This window comes from Bacillus sp. ISL-18 (assembly GCF_018613415.1).
Lineage (GTDB): Bacteria > Bacillota > Bacilli > Bacillales > Cytobacillaceae > Neobacillus.
Window position 1 is genome coordinate 782,852 of record NZ_JAGGQG010000010.1, and the last position, 15,238, is coordinate 798,089.

Annotated in this window: 18 protein-coding genes; 3 read left to right on the plus strand and 15 right to left on the minus strand. The window is 38.4% G+C overall.

The window, feature by feature from the left end; translation table 11 throughout:
* Positions 1-36: 36 nt before the first annotated feature.
* Together J7E81_RS17080 and J7E81_RS17085 are read right to left on the minus strand one after the other, a co-directional pair.
* A complete protein-coding gene (locus tag J7E81_RS17080) occupies positions 37-381 on the minus strand; it encodes a hypothetical protein (protein ID WP_215044419.1) in 345 nt (114 codons plus the stop codon).
* A 197-nt stretch (positions 382-578) separates the two neighbouring features.
* Positions 579-737 (minus strand): hypothetical protein, encoded by a 159-nt coding sequence (locus J7E81_RS17085; protein WP_215044111.1) that lies wholly within the window; start codon positions 735-737, stop codon positions 579-581.
* A 105-nt stretch (positions 738-842) separates the two neighbouring features.
* Here J7E81_RS17085 and J7E81_RS17090 point away from each other — a divergent pair, with 105 nt between their 5' ends.
* The gene (locus J7E81_RS17090; RefSeq protein WP_215044113.1) at positions 843-1,295 is read left to right on the plus strand and encodes a universal stress protein; all 453 of its coding nucleotides are present in this window, start codon (positions 843-845) and stop codon (positions 1,293-1,295) included.
* A 169-nt stretch (positions 1,296-1,464) separates the two neighbouring features.
* Positions 1,465-1,779: a hypothetical protein gene (locus tag J7E81_RS17095; protein ID WP_215044115.1), complete on the plus strand. Its 315-nt coding sequence runs from the start codon at positions 1,465-1,467 to the stop codon at positions 1,777-1,779.
* A 30-nt stretch (positions 1,780-1,809) separates the two neighbouring features.
* On the opposite strand, the gene J7E81_RS17100 is transcribed toward J7E81_RS17095, so the two are convergent.
* The 7 genes from J7E81_RS17100 to J7E81_RS17130 form a co-directional block, all read right to left on the minus strand.
* Complete coding sequence (locus tag J7E81_RS17100) at positions 1,810-2,322, minus strand: MogA/MoaB family molybdenum cofactor biosynthesis protein (RefSeq protein ID WP_215044117.1); 513 nt, start codon at positions 2,320-2,322, stop codon at positions 1,810-1,812.
* Positions 2,323-2,324: 2 nt separating this feature from the next.
* Complete coding sequence (locus J7E81_RS17105; RefSeq protein ID WP_215044119.1) at positions 2,325-3,161, minus strand: EcsC family protein; 837 nt, start codon at positions 3,159-3,161, stop codon at positions 2,325-2,327.
* A gap of 132 nt (positions 3,162-3,293) precedes the next feature.
* A complete protein-coding gene (locus J7E81_RS17110; protein ID WP_215044121.1) occupies positions 3,294-4,481 on the minus strand; it encodes an acetate kinase in 1,188 nt (395 codons plus the stop codon).
* A 241-nt stretch (positions 4,482-4,722) separates the two neighbouring features.
* Positions 4,723-5,706, minus strand: coding sequence for a class I SAM-dependent methyltransferase (locus J7E81_RS17115; protein WP_215044123.1), 984 nt, complete (start codon positions 5,704-5,706; stop codon positions 4,723-4,725).
* Positions 5,707-5,955: 249 nt separating this feature from the next.
* Positions 5,956-6,456 (minus strand): thiol peroxidase, encoded by a 501-nt coding sequence (tpx, locus tag J7E81_RS17120; RefSeq protein WP_215044125.1) that lies wholly within the window; start codon positions 6,454-6,456, stop codon positions 5,956-5,958.
* Between the two features lie 211 nt (positions 6,457-6,667).
* The gene (gene ytfJ / locus J7E81_RS17125) at positions 6,668-7,132 is read right to left on the minus strand and encodes a GerW family sporulation protein (protein ID WP_215044127.1); all 465 of its coding nucleotides are present in this window, start codon (positions 7,130-7,132) and stop codon (positions 6,668-6,670) included.
* A 14-nt stretch (positions 7,133-7,146) separates the two neighbouring features.
* The gene (locus J7E81_RS17130; protein ID WP_215044129.1) at positions 7,147-7,842 is read right to left on the minus strand and encodes a DUF2953 domain-containing protein; all 696 of its coding nucleotides are present in this window, start codon (positions 7,840-7,842) and stop codon (positions 7,147-7,149) included.
* Positions 7,843-8,019: 177 nt separating this feature from the next.
* Here J7E81_RS17130 and J7E81_RS17135 point away from each other — a divergent pair, with 177 nt between their 5' ends.
* On the plus strand, positions 8,020-8,823 hold the full coding sequence (locus tag J7E81_RS17135) for an NAD kinase (protein WP_215044131.1): 804 nt from the start codon (positions 8,020-8,022) through the stop codon (positions 8,821-8,823).
* Between the two features lie 37 nt (positions 8,824-8,860).
* On the opposite strand, the gene rarD is transcribed toward J7E81_RS17135, so the two are convergent.
* The 6 genes from rarD to refZ all read right to left on the minus strand — a co-directional run bounded on the left by rarD (position 8,861) and on the right by refZ (position 15,222).
* Positions 8,861-9,793, minus strand: a complete 933-nt coding sequence (gene rarD / locus J7E81_RS17140) for an EamA family transporter RarD (RefSeq protein ID WP_215044133.1) — start codon at positions 9,791-9,793, stop codon at positions 8,861-8,863.
* 176 nt (positions 9,794-9,969) lie between these two features.
* On the minus strand, positions 9,970-10,173 hold the full coding sequence (locus J7E81_RS17145; protein WP_098532038.1) for an alpha/beta-type small acid-soluble spore protein: 204 nt from the start codon (positions 10,171-10,173) through the stop codon (positions 9,970-9,972).
* A gap of 99 nt (positions 10,174-10,272) precedes the next feature.
* Positions 10,273-11,478 carry a tRNA uracil 4-sulfurtransferase ThiI gene (gene thiI, locus J7E81_RS17150; protein WP_215044135.1) on the minus strand — a complete coding sequence of 402 codons (1,206 nt, stop codon included), beginning with the start codon at positions 11,476-11,478 and terminating at the stop codon, positions 10,273-10,275.
* Positions 11,479-12,621, minus strand: coding sequence for a cysteine desulfurase family protein (locus tag J7E81_RS17155; RefSeq protein WP_215044137.1), 1,143 nt, complete (start codon positions 12,619-12,621; stop codon positions 11,479-11,481).
* Between the two features lie 118 nt (positions 12,622-12,739).
* Positions 12,740-14,428 carry a septation ring formation regulator EzrA gene (gene ezrA / locus J7E81_RS17160; protein WP_215044139.1) on the minus strand — a complete coding sequence of 563 codons (1,689 nt, stop codon included), beginning with the start codon at positions 14,426-14,428 and terminating at the stop codon, positions 12,740-12,742.
* Between the two features lie 161 nt (positions 14,429-14,589).
* The gene (gene refZ / locus J7E81_RS17165) at positions 14,590-15,222 is read right to left on the minus strand and encodes a forespore capture DNA-binding protein RefZ (RefSeq protein ID WP_215044141.1); all 633 of its coding nucleotides are present in this window, start codon (positions 15,220-15,222) and stop codon (positions 14,590-14,592) included.
* Positions 15,223-15,238 lie beyond the last annotated feature (16 nt).

A 15,238-nucleotide genomic window follows, 5' to 3' on the forward strand; every position in this document is an offset into this window, starting at 1 on the left:
AAAAAGAAGAGGTCCCCGCCTCTTCTTTTTTTACTTTTAATAAAAGTAAGGATATGGGTAATATGGGTAAAAATACGGGTAACCGAAATACGGGTATCCATAACCATATAAATATGGTGCTGTTAATAAGGCACCTGCTGCCAAGCCGCCTAAAAACGGCAGCCCAAAACCGCCAAGGCCCCATCCCCATCCCCACGGTCTGCCAAAGCCAAAACCGAAGGGTCTGCCAAAGCCAAAGCCGAATGGACGGCCAAAACCGAATCCGAAGCCTGGACGTCCAAAGCCAAAGCCAGGACGGCCAAAACCTCCAAAATGACCAAAGCCGCCAAAGTGGCCAAAACCGTGGTGAAGTCTTTCATCTCCCGTATTTATTCCATACATTTCAGTTGTCATTTTTCATTTTCCCCTCCTCTTTTTATAGTTGACACACTAAAGAATATGCATGATTACCTATAAACTCTTGGGTAAATGCCCTTTAGAGTTTATTTTCCATGGACATATGACTACTATTACAAGTCTGGTTTATCAAAACAAAAAAGCTGCCTAATTTAGACAGCTTTTTTGTCAGAAACTCAATTTTATTCCTCAACAGCAGCAAAATCACTATTGTTTGCAAGTGCCGTTCCTTCCCCTATAAATCCACTATTATAAGAGTTCAAAATCTGCTGGCTTACCTCCATTGTCCCCTTTTCATCAAATTCAAATGTATACTTGTTCTTTGATTCACCTTTTACCATACTTTCATACCCCCCTTTTGATGATGTTACTTCATTATTGTTCGAAAAATTGAAACAATTATTCATTGTTAAATATTGTATAATCAAGGTGAGGAGATGATAATCATGGGACTTAAATATCAAAATATTTTAGTCGCTATTGATGGATCAAAAGAAGCAGAGTGGGCATTCAAAAAAGGGATAGAAATCGCCAAACGAAATGGTTCACGTATGATACTCGTACATGTAATCGATACAAGGACTTTTGCCTTAGTTGAAGCATATGATACGGTTATTGGCGACCGTACAGAAACGCAAGCAAAAGAAATGCTCGAAAAGTATCAACAGCAAGCTGTTGAGGCAGGGATAAAAAATGTTCAATATGAGATTGAATACGGCTCTCCTAAAATTCGCATCCCTAGAGATATAGCCAAAAAACATCAAGTAGATTTAATCCTCTGCGGAGCTACCGGGATGAATGTGGTGGAAAGATTCTTTATCGGAAGCGTTTCAGAACATATCACTCGTTACTCCCCTTGCGATGTTCTAGTCGTTCGAACCATAAAAGATGCTGAATAAAACTTTATATATTTTAAAGCACGGCGCTCATCGCCCGTGCTTTTTCGTTAAAAGTTAAATATATTCTCGTGAATGATCTCTCTATCTATAGTACAATTAAAACAATTATTTTAAGATGGTGCCTGACACCATTTCTACTATTAGCGAATTTGAAATAGGAGGCAGATATATGGTGGATCATTTTTATTTTGATGAACGTCTTGGGATTCCTGTGCCGGATTTAAGGGTTGAGTGGGATGAATACAGCAAGGAAACGCAGCAGTTTATTTTGCTTCATTGGGAAAAGATTCGCGGTTCTATTCCCGATCGGATTGCTGAACTCGAGCAGGAAATTAACTATAAACAGGCTAAACTTTCTGATGAAAGTGACTTTCCCCTTTCATGTAAGTTGAATACTGAAATAGCGGAACTTGCTTCTATCATTAATGATTTATGGCTCTGGTATCGTGCCGATCAAACCGTTTCCACAAAAGTCCATCAATAAAAACTCCCTGCAAGAGGGAGTTTTTATTGTTTATAGGTCTTTTTTTAACTCTCGAACAACATGCCCAATCTCTGGAAGAATTAATTTGCTCATTGCTAATTTGACCGCTCCAGTGGAGCCAGGAGTCGAGAATATAGCTGTGTTTTTAACAACGCCTGCTATCGCCCTGGATAGGATTGCTGCAGAACCTATATCCTCCTGGTAACTCAGCATTCTAAACAATTCCCCAAAGCCGACTATTTCTTTCTCTAGCAGCCCTTTAACCGTTTCGATGGTAACATCCCGCTTGGCAATTCCCGTCCCGCCATTCGTAAGAATTACATCGATCTCTTCTCTGTTACAGGCTTTAAGAATTTCAGCTTGTATTGGTCCCGATTCATCTTTTACAATACAATAATCCACAATTTTATGTCCTGTATCTTCAAGCATTTCGATCATTAACCGGCCACTTTTATCTGTTTCCTGATTTCTTGTATCACTAACAGTAATGACCATACAATTAACAGCCTTTGGTGCTTCACTTTTATGTTCTTTGGTACTCATCTTTATGACTCCTCTTTATCCTTAAGATATCGCAATTGATAATATTTATGGGCAAAGTCCGTTACTTTGCGCGTTAATTGATAATTGGTTGCAGCGCCAATGGCCATACTGACAAGTGGTATACCCTGGATTGCTTTTTTCCGGAACACCATAATCACCATTGCCTTAAACAGCTGCTGAATGGGTTGCTCCAGCCAAGAAATATCGGAAATTTTCTCATTTCCTTCATAAAAATATAACTCTTCTTGCTGCTCTAATTCCTCGTTCAAACAAGCCCAGCCCTCTTTTTGGATTCTCGGCGGCAATGTGGCTGTATGGAATACCTTTAAAGACGTCATCATCTCAAATGGGGTATTCACCTCAAATCCGTAGGTCATCGCAATCAATTGAACCACCCGCAGATTTATAACTGCCATCGCTGGAATATCTGCCCCTAGCAGAAGCGTACCTCCCGTCCCAGAAAGTCCACCTTGGGTAAAGGAATAGAGGCGATGCTTGGCAATTTGCTGCTCCGCTATGTATTGTAATTGGTCAATATCCAATCTTCTCAGGTCTGCGATATTCTCTATATCTTTTTGGAAGATTCTCCCTGATCCCAGTATTCTTTCCTTTGCATCCATTTGAAGCTGTGAACCTTGAATAATACTATGTAAATGAAATAACCAACCGTCAATTACGGAAAAAAATTGCCTTTGAACTTTTTCCGGCAATAAAGAAAAAGATCGGTCCAAATACTTTTCATAGAGTAATTGAAAATCATTGGCTTCATAGCTTAATAAGTTTTTTTCCCACGAGCGAATTTCATCCAGAACAACTAGTTCACGGTCTGTCAATGGCATTGTAATCCCTCCTGCCCATTGTATCTTTTTCCAGTATATCACATTAAAACAGGACTGAAAAAAGGCAAAAGCCACAACAAGAGCTTTTGCCTTTTTCTAGATTATTAAATTTCAGGGTTACCTGAATTAACCTTAATGTGTTAAACGAACAACGTCACGGGCAATCATAACCTCTTCATTTGTAGGTATGATGATTACTTTAACTGGGGAATGAGGATAGTTGATAAATGCTTCCTCTCCTCTTACCTTGTTTAAAGCAGGATCCCAATATACACCCATAAATTCTAAGCCTTTTAAAATACGTTCTCTAATTGGGTCACTATTTTCACCAATACCGGCAGTGAAAATAATCGCATCTACGCCATACATCCGAGCAGCATAGGAACCGATATATTTATGAATACGATTAGCAAACACATCCAATGCAAGCTCTGCACGCTCATTTCCTTTGTCAGCTTCGCCAATAATATCCCGAAGATCACTTGAAAAACCAGAAACAGCTAACATACCACTCTTTTTATTTAACACATCAAGCACTTCTTCAGCTGTTTTATTGGTTTTCTCCATGATATAAGGAATAAGCGCTGGGTCAATATTCCCTGAACGTGTCCCCATTGTTACCCCTGCCAGAGGCGTGAATCCCATAGATGTGTCGATGGACTTACCGCCTTCAATCGCAGCGATACTTGCTCCATTTCCTAGGTGACAGGAGAGTAAACGAAGCTGTTCAATCGGGCGCCCTAATAATTCTGCCGCACGCTGGGACACATATTTGTGGCTTGTGCCATGGAAGCCATATTTACGAATTCCATACTTTTTATAGTATTCATATGGCAAGCTATATAGGAAAGAGCTCTCAGGCATTGTTTGATGAAATGCTGTATCGAACACTGCAACTGCCGGTACATTAGGAAGAACTTGTTTGAATGCTTTAATACCAGTAGCATTTGCTGGATTATGCAATGGAGCTAATTCTGATAACTCTTCAATTTTAGCTAAAACTTCATCCGTAATTAACGCTGAATCGTTAAAAGTTTCTCCTCCGTGAACGACGCGGTGCCCAATTCCTTCAATTTCATTAAGAGACTTGATAATACCTAATGAGGTCAATTTATCCAATAGCATCTTAACGGCGACATCATGATCGGGAATATCTATGACTTCTTCGATTTTTTCTCCATTAACCGTTATATTAAAAATTGAATCATTCAGACCAATTCTTTCAATTAGTCCTTTTGTAATTACTTCTTCGCTAGGCATTTCGAATAACTGAAACTTCAACGAAGAACTGCCTGCATTGATTGCAATAACTTTTGCCATTTTTCAGAACGCTCCTTTTATATAACAACATCGACTTGAAGTAAATTTTGTTTTAATACACCTTTATTTTGCGCAAACCGACCCTGTTTATTTCCCTCAATTTTTCATTTAATCACTCTAGGTAAGACATTACAAGGAATAAATCATTTGATACCGATTACATTACAAATGTTCATATATTCACAAATTTCTTAATTCCAAGAAAACAAAATAAAGGATAAAGAGGTGAATTTCACCTGCTTTATCCTTTATTTTCTTGAAACCACTTTTCCATCTTTGTGAGGATGTTATCCATCTCATACGCATTTGAAAGGCTAGGTAAATTTACCAGCAATGCTTGCTTAGGGGGCTGAATAGTTTCGCCCTTTTTTTGTAAAATCAAAATACTTTTCGCCGAACTCTTATTTTTAAATATACTGGTTGGCAATTGCAGCAGGCCTTGGATATACACATGATCCTTTATGTATTCGTGAAGCTGCGGTGCCTGCTCACTTTCAAATAGTCCATTAGGAACCAAGAAGAACAGATATCCCCCTGCATTCGTATGACGGACACCTTGTTCAATAAACAAGTGATGGGAATAAGTATGGCCCGTATCCGCTTTTAATTGATAATCGGCCGCCCTGATATCATTCGGATAGTAGCCAACAGGTAAATCAGCGATTACTCCATCGACTGGGTCAATAAATAAAGATTCTAAGCTGTCTTGGTTAAAGAATTGAATCGGATGCCCCTGCAAGTTTGCATTCACATAGGCGAGCTTGATTAGAATATCGTCAATTTCTACACCAATCGCGGTGATTTGTTTACGCGAATGATTCATTACCGTTGTTAAAAGATTTCCTGTTCCCACAGCTGGATCAAGAAGACGGAAGGATGGTTTCTGCATAAATTTTTCAACTAAATATCCGACGAGCATTCCCACAGAATCGGGAGTCATTTGATGATTTGGCTGTACATTTTCCTTCATACCTTTTAGAATCACTAACTGAAAGGCTTTGCGAAGGTCTTCATTGGAAAAGTTGTCCAAACTCAGTTCACTGTATTGTTTCTTTAGCCGCTTGACGGTTAGTTCACTTAACTCTTCCTGCAAAATAGCTCCTTGGAATAGATTTTCACCCGTATCAGCAAGTGCTTCAAGATAACTGCAAGCTAGTTCCTCTTGTAAAATAAGGGCCGTTTCGTTAAATAATGTAAATAACTCTTCTATTGGAGAAATGTTCATTGTTTCCCTCCATTACTAAATTTCCTTATTCATTCTATACGAGTATGTATTTTTTAAACAAGTAAAAAGACCTCGCAATTTCACGAGGCCCTTTTCAGAATGACAAATTTAATTACTTTTCAAGCTGTCCAGCTCCAGCGCCTAGTCCCTCGAGGTCACTTCGGTCCTGCCGATGAAGTCAAAGAACGACTTCACCGTCAGGCCCTCCAGTGCTTGTCGGGGCTGGTCAAGGCGCTTCCGCTTTTCTGTTTATTTTGCGTTTCTAGCGGCTTCAAGTGCTGCTTCGTAGTTTGGATGGTTTGTTGCTTCACTTACATACTCAACATATACAACCGTATCGCTTGAATCTACTACAAATACGGCACGCGCTAAAAGTCTTAGCTCCTGGATAGCCACCCCATACGCTTCACCAAAAGAGAGGTCTCGGTGGTCAGAAAGAGTTTGAACATTTTCAATTCCAGCAGCGGCACACCAACGCTTTTGTGCAAATGGTAAGTCAACGCTTACTGTTAAGATTTTAACATTTCCTAAAGAGTTAGCTTCTTCATTGAAACGGCGTGTTTCTGCATCACAAACACCTGTATCTAAAGATGGTACAGATGAAATTAAGCGAACTTGCCCCTTCGTATTTTCAAGAGTCACTTCTGATAAGTCATTGGCAAGAACAGTGAAATTTGGAGCCTTGTCGCCAACTTTCACCTCATTGCCAAGCAGCGTAATTGCATTTCCTTTAAATGTAACGTTTGCCATACTCATTCATCCTCCTTTGTCGTATTAAAGCCATTTGCTAAAAAACAATTAGACTTTAATTATGTACAGTGTAAATATATCTGTTCAAAACTATTTTTGCAATTATTTGAACTAGGGAATTTTAATTAATAGAGTAAAGGTATAATGAGGGGTGGAAATCACAAAAGAAAAAGTTAACCTTCCAAAAATCTTGGAAGATTAACTTTCTTACTTATAATTCTAAATCGACTTTAGGCTGCTGCTGCTGAGATTGCTGTTGTGGCTGCTGTTGGGATTGCTGTTGTTTTCCCTCATTTTTTTTCGAGAACATTTGCTGTATTTTATCGACAGCCTGCGGGGCAAGCTCCAAGATCTTCTCGTATAAATGAGTGCTTTCGTCTAAATGAAGCATTTTTACACCTTGAGAATTTACGATTAAAAAAGCGATAGGAGTAATAGACACACCGCCACCGCTTCCTCCGCCAAATGGAAGTTGAGGCTGTCCTTCTTTTTGACCACTTTCGAGTTTAAACTCACTACCCCCTGCAGCAAATCCAAATCCAACCTTTGATACTGTTAAAATAACACTTCCGTCTGGGGTTTCTACCGGATCACCTATAATCGTATTTACATCAATCATTTCTTTTAAACTTTCCATTGCAGTCGTCATCAAACCTTGAATTGGATGGTCAGACATGGTTATTTCCTCCTCTATGAAACGGATTTAGTTTTTTCATCTCGATGATTTGTACTGCCTTTTAGGTTCGGTTTCCCGCCCCTCCAGAATCTAATCAGTTTTAATCCTGCGAGAATAGCATACCCGATTCGAAACTGAAACATACATGTTAACTGTGTATGGATTACAGTCGCCTGAAAATGGGGGGTAACCGTTAATTGCGGCATTTCTTTCAACCTCATATAATGGCTGAGAAGTCCTACAATGCCTCCTTTAACAGCCCATAAGGCACCAGTCATCATCCCCGTATGAGCGGCGTCACCAACCCCCAGTAAGGTTTGCCACTCAAAATTTTTAATCGTGACCTTTTGTAAAAACTTTTTGACTATTACACTCAAACCGAAAACCTTATGCAGGATATGTTTTGTTCTTTGGAGTTTACTTAAAAAATCTTGCTGGGTTAATTGAGTTACATCCGGTTCAGTGTCTTCATCAGCGGTGTCTCCCATTTGGGATTTGCTTTTCAAAACAATACTTGGGGAATCATCATCCACTTTAATTTCAGGTACTTTTATTTTGTATTTGATTAAACCAAACAATACTCGTAACTCTATCTTTAAATCGTCATTATCGTTTAGATGGGTATAATAAACATAGATCGTCAACTTTGTAAAAATAATTAATAGAAATAAGAACAATAAGATCATAAGAGAGAGAAGAAGCCAAAACATTTTCTCACATCCTTTCAGCCCATTATTATTTGCTTTTATCTAAAAAATAAACCTGCCATACGATATTGATAGGTTAGTCCTGCTTTTATATTATTTCTAAAAAATGCTAAACTAAATTCAGAGGTTTTATTTTTCAGCATGAAATGACATCTTCATCATCTTACAGGGGGACTGAAAATGGAGACCAGACGAAATATTTATGTATATCACAAACGGGATGCGGATTTACTTTTGAAAATGGCACCCCTGCTAGAACTAGCGAAACGTTACGATTTTACGATTGTGGATGATTACCGTAAAGCTAACATTATTGCCAGTGTAGGTGACGATGGAACATTCTTACAAGCGGTAAGAAAAACTGGTTTCAGGGAAGATTGCCTTTATATGGGGATTTCAGTCCTGGATAGTTTGAGTATGTATTGTGATTTCCGCATTAATGATACCTCAAAAATGATTGAGGCGATTACCATGAATGAACAATTAAAGGTCCGCCGTTATCCTACCATTGAGGTAACAGTCGATGGTCAAAGTACATTCCGTTGTTTGAATGAATTTAGCATCAGATCATCTATTATTAAAACACTTGTGATAGACGTATTTATTGATCAGCTGCATCTTGAAACGTTTCGAGGTGATGGATTAATTGTCGCTACCCCAACAGGCAGCACCGCCTATAATAAATCAGTTAGCGGCTCGATTGTGGACCCGCTGCTCTCTTGTATGCAGGTTAGTGAGGTGGCATCTGTTAATACAAATCAATATCGAACACTTGGTGCTTCCTTTATTGTTGGAAGTGAACGCACACTTACCCTGAGAATTATTCAGGAAGGGAATGACCACCCTACCATGGGGATGGATAACGAGGCCTTAAGTATCCGTCATGTTGAATCCATTCAAATCAAAATTAGTGATAACAAAATAAAAACCTTAAAATTAAAAGATAACGCTTTTTGGAATAAAGTTAAGCGAACCTTTCTATAAAAAAACCCTTATCCGCCATCGGATAAGGGTTTTTAAATTAAAGAGCAGCTGTTTTTTCATTTGATATCTTAACTTTTCTTTTAGTAAACAGTTTTGTTTTTGAAAGTGAATAGATGACAAGCGCTGCCCAAATAAATATAAAGGATAGTAATTGTATTTTAGAAAAATGCTCTTGATAAACAAAAACACCCAGGATCAAGGTTAATGTTGGTGAAATATATTGCAGGAAGCCAAGTAAAGAAAGTGGGATTTTTTGAGCGCCTTTTGCAAAATAAAGCAGTGGTATTGCCGTAACGGCACCTGCACCCATTAATAATAAATCCGTTCTCCAACCGGAGATAAATAAAGAATTCGTCCCATGTAGAAATAAGTAAATCATATAAATAACAGCAATGGGTGCCAGCACCATGGTTTCTAATGTTAAACCAACCGACGATTCTACATGAATCACTTTCTTAGCCAGTCCGTACAAGCCAAATGATAACGCCAAAGAAATCGCAATCCACGGAAAGACACCGTGAGAAACGGTTATGATAATTACCCCAATTGCTGCTAATAGAAAAGATACAAGCTGCGCAACTGTTAATTTTTCTTTAAGGACAATCATCCCTAATAAGATACTAATAAGTGGATTAATGTAGTAGCCAAGACTTGCCTCAATCATATGACCGCTATTAACTGCCCAAATGTAAACAAACCAATTAACACTAATGAGTAAAGAGGCAATGGTTAGGAAATACATCTGTTTTTTATTTTCCGCAAATCCTTTCAATGTAGTAACAAATAAACTCCATTTTTTTGTGATAACTAGAACAACTACCATAAAAATAAATGACCAAAAAATCCGGTTTGTTAGAATTTCCTGTGCATTTACCTTATCTAAGAATTTCCAATAAATCGGCAGTAATCCCCAAAGGAAATACGAAAAGCCGGCATGAAGCGCTCCCTTTTTTGTATCCGTTTTTTTCATCTTTCTTCTCCCTTAATGTTTCTAATTTCGAAATACTCTTTATTATACCTCGAAAATGGGAATATAGAAGACCTTTTTGAATCCCAATCGATTCCAGGTCTTGCAAATTATGATAAATATAAAAGAGGGTGGGAGGTAAACCTCCACACCCTCTGTAGCCATCTTATTCAATTTGATTAACGAGAAAATCCGCCGCCTAATTGTTGTTCAGCCATAGATACTAAACGCTTAGTGATTTCACCACCAACAGAACCGTTAGCACGTGAAGTAGTGTCAGCACCAAGATTTACACCAAATTCTTGAGCAATTTCATATTTCATTTGATCAAGAGCTTGTTCAACACCAGGAACTAGTAAGTTGTTTGAGTTGTTGCTTGCCATGTGATATCACCTCCTTGTGAGTATAGAATGTGTAGAAACTGTAAAGTTCATTCTATAATCCAATTGGTAATTGTTCACAAAAAATTCATATTTTGCTTGTTAAAATAATGAATTAAATTCTGATGGTTGGTCATCAGGTGAAATGACAAGTGTTTCAACCGCTTGAACCGCTTCTTCCATTAAAGAAGTAAAATCAAAAAAGCTTTCATAATACTGTACTTTCTCTCGACGCGGCTTTGTTTTAGGAGAGGCAGGAACAAAGATGGTACAGCAATCCTCATAAGGCCGATTGGAAATCTCGAGAGTATCTATTTCGTGCGCGATTTTGATTATATCTGTTTTGTCCATCGTAATCAATGGACGAAGAATAGGGGTATTGGTTACCTCATTAATCGTATACATGCTTTCTAATGTTTGGCTCGCTACCTGACCAAGACTTTCACCAGTTATAATTGCAAGCCCTTCTTGTTTCATCCGGATCCTATCGGCAATGCGAAGCATCATTCTCCGTGTTGAGGTCATGGTATAGTTTTCCGGTATTTGTTCGTGAATAGCTTGTTGGATGTCGGTAAACGGCACAATATGAAGCTTGATCGTGCTTCCATAAATTTCGCCCAGCTTTTTCGTAAGATCTATTACCTTTTCTTTGGCTCTTTCACTTGTATAGGGCGGGCTAAAGAAATGGACTGCTTCAATTTCTAATCCCCGTTTCATTGCCATATACCCCGCGACAGGGCTGTCAATTCCTCCTGACAACATAAGCATGGCTTTTCCGTTCGAGCCAATCGGCATGCCGCCAGCACCCGGTATATTTTCACATGATAAATAAATCGCGTCTTCTCTAACTTCAATCCGTAAATTAATATCCGGATTTTTTACATCTACACGCAGGCCGGGGATATTCTGGAGTATATAGCCGCCAATTGTCCGATTGATTCCATCTGTATTTAACTCGAAAGTTTTATCTGAACGTTTTGGGGTTACCTTGAAAGTTTGTCCGTCCTTATAATGTGCCCTAACAAACTCTAATGCTGAATCTTTTAGTGCCTCAACATTTCTTTCCACTTTAATGGCCGGACTAAAGGATTGAATCCCAAATATGTGCTTTAGTTTCTCAATTATTTCCGTCCCATTTTCTCCGTTTATTAAAACATACATCCGATCCCGACTGGCCTCTATTTTACTAGTTGGAAAAGAGGCCAAGGCCAATTTTACGCTTTTTCTAAGTTTCTCAACAAACTTATGGCGGTTACGCCCTTTTGTGGATATTTCTCCATAACGTATTAAAATACGGTCATAATTCATTTATTTCCTAACCTTTCGTAATTGGTTTGCATATTTCTTTATCGAATGAATAACATCAATAGCCTCTTCTTCTGTGTTATCAAAACTGAGACTGATTCGAATCGAGCTATCGGCTAATTGTTCCGGAACCCCCATGGCGATCAATGTTTTACTTGGTGATTTGCGCTTGGATGAACAGGCACTTGTGGTCGATACAAAAATACCTTCCTGTTCAAGAGCATGAATAAATACTTCCGATTTTGTTCCTTCAAGGGAAAAATTTAAAATATGTGGTGCCGCTCCTTCTAGTGGTGTATGAACCTTCACACCTTCGATTTCGTTTAAACCTTTCCTAAGCATGTCCTGGATTTTTATCATGGCCGCTATCCCATCCGCACTTTTTCCCACTGTCATCCTTAGGGCCTTTGCCATCGCCACGAACCCCGCAACATTTTCCGTGCCGCTGCGCAGCTTTTGCTCTTGATTGCCCCCAGATAATAAAGGTGTTAGTCTAGTACCCTCACGAACAAATAATACACCTGTCCCTTTTAGGCCATGGAATTTATGTGCGGATAATGAGCAGAAATCAACCCTGTTTTGATTTATGGATAAAGGCACTTTTCCGATTGCCTGGATGGCATCAACGTGAAATAAAATGGTTGGATATTTTTTTAACATCTCTCCTATTTTAGCGATTGGCTGTATTGACCCAACTTCATTATTTACCTGCATGATCGAAACCAATATGGTTTCTTTGCGGATTGCTCTTTCTACATCCTCCACCGAGACTCTTCCATTTCGGTCCACTGGTAAATACGTAATGTCAAAGCCTTCCCCGGCAAGCTGCTCCATTACTGCCAAAACAGACGCATGCTCGATACTTGACGTAATGATATGGCGCCCTTTATTTCGATTCAACAGAGCTGCCCCTTTAATCGCCATATTATTACTCTCTGTCCCGCCAGACGTAAAATAAATTTCAGTGGGTTTTACTTTTAATAACTTCGCCACCTGATCTCTTGCCTGAGTCAGCAGTTTCTCTGCCTGCCCTCCTATACGATGCAAGGAGGAAGGATTTCCAAAATATTCACTGGAAACTATCGTAAAGGAATCTAAAACTTCTTTATATGGTTTAGTTGTTGCACTATTATCAAAATAAATCATGATGTGATCTCCTCCCCCTCCCAGACACTTAACAAAAATAAATCTTATCATATTTAGGATCGTTTGAAAAAGAAAAAACCGATTCAAGCCGTACGGCTGAATCGGTTTCTTTACGAACCTAATGGGTTACACTCGCTGCTTTTATTTTCTTCAATGCTTCCGGGTCAATTCCTTGAAGGGAGGCCGCTACCTGCTCTAATGCTTCCTGATACTCATAATGCCTAAAAGCATCTTCCGCATCTGCTAATCCTTTAGCGACAGATGGGTACTTGCTGCGGTAACGATTTCCATATTGAATGGCTTTTTCGGCTAATGTAACATTTTCAATTAGCTCATAAGTAGTGGTTACAAGCTTTTCAACCGTTAATACAGCCACCTCTAGGTATTGATTAAGCGCTGATACATTGAGCGGCTTTTCTTCAAGCTGATAACGAACGTTTTGAATACTGTCGTTTGTATCTTCAAAAAGAAATTTGTAATCTGCAGGCAAACCAGGGACATTGTTTTTCTTCACAATTCTGATGGTCTCGCCCACCTTTTTTGTTAATTCCATAACCTTTTCCCGCGCTTCGTTTTCATCTTTTCGTAAAGCTTGAAGTTTTAAGGCAAAGGCCTGCTGTCCTTCACGAATGACTTCTAGCTGTTCTTTAATCGAATTCAGTTCTTCGCTAAGTGCCGATTGTGCTGTTCCATTCATCTTCAATTTTTCAACCAATATCTCATAATGCTTATATACAGTGGAAAGTTCTTTTTCAAGCTGCCTTTGTGTCTCAAAATCGCTGTCCGATAATTGATAGCTTTGTTGAACCGCAAACACCTCATTTGACAGCTCCTTATTCTCTTTTTGAGCAGAAGCTAATAGCTCATAGGCTGTTTTTTCATTTTTAATCACGAAATGTTTCGCATGAACTTCTTTTTCCAAAAGATCCAATAGGACATCGATTCGGTCCTTTATTTCTTTAATCCCTTCCTCTGCCTGATCAATTTCTGCTGTTTCAATCAGCACTAAATTTTCAGCAAGCTTCTCTTCCAAACGTTTCACTTCTTGTTCTACATTGATATGGTCTAAGTAGTAATCCTGACCGATCATTTCACGATGTCCTTCTAAACAATCGGATAACAGATTGGGAAGTAGTGACTGACATTCTATTAACATTTGGGGGATTAAATCCATATGGTGTTTGATTTTTCCAAGCTGATTATGTATAAGTAAAACGACTTCACGAGCTTCTAAATAATTTCCGAGTTCCGTTTTCTCATCATATTCTTTATAATGATGTGCTACTTCGTTTAACAGCAGTTCTAGATGTTTTTCCGCTTTGCCAAAGCTGTGCCGGTGAGCAAGCAGCCTCTTTTTTGCTTCACGGTATTTTTCTTTTAATTCTTCAATTTCTACTCTGTTTTTTTCCTCACTGCCAACAAGCTCATGGAGTTCATCCAATATATTCTTAATTTGATTTTCCGTTTCCTCCAATTTGGTATGAATGGCTTGTTGTACCTCTTTTGCCTTTTTAAAGCGGTACCGATCAATATATTCTTCCGCATCAAAAAGCATTTCTTCTAAATCAGGGAGCTTCACGGTTACTACATCATCCCATTGATTCCGCCAGCGTTCAAACAGCTCCTCTGTTTGGCCTGTCATATTCAATTGCTTTACCTTCGACATTTCATCCAGTATTGGCCGATCTAATAAATCAATTTTCCATGCCTCGAGCCGATCCATTTCTTTAAAGTATTTTTTCTTTATTAAATACCCCCATACAAACAAGGCTAGTAGCAGGATGAAAAATCCAATGAAATACTTCACAAGTAAGCCTCCTATATCAAACAACATATTCGAATTCATCTATATTAAAAAAATTTATTCCTATTCCTATTCAATGCTATTATGATACCATGTTAACGACATTTTTTGACTATTAATTTCAATTTTTTTGTAAAATACAATAAAAAAAATAGCGATTACCGCTATTTAATCAATGCCCCCTTCATTACTGGACCTTCATAGCTTAACGTTTTATCAATCCAAGCGTATAGTTCCTTTAAATACTTTTGTTCAAAAAATGGCTCATTTGGGAAAATATATAAAACTTCTCGCATATATTGTGTATTCATAAATGGCATCATTAACAAACTCTTTAATTGAATAATTAAGTAAGGAATTGAATGCGGCCGAAATTCCTGCCATTCAAAGCCTCTTTCCATGATCTTTTGCAAATAATATTTTTCTTTTAAGGAATATGTTGACATGATTTCCCTTACTACTTGAGAATCCATCGACATTTCCCGATAGACAAAACTGGCAAGTTGACTATTTTCACATTGATAATGAAGTAAATCTGCGACAATCTTCTTTAAACATTCTTTAGCACCACGGTCGATGGAGAGATACGCTTCTTCTATCTTATTGATATATTGTTCAAAAAAATGCATGAAGCAGTATTCTAATAGTCCAGGCTTATTATTAAAATAGTAAGCAATGGTAGCGGTGTTTACCTTTGCTAAATTGGCAATATCCCTAACCGACGTACCTGAATACCCATTTGAATTAAACAACGATATGGCAGCCTGAACAATTGCTTCCTTTGCATTTTTCTTCATGTATTCTCCTCCTTAG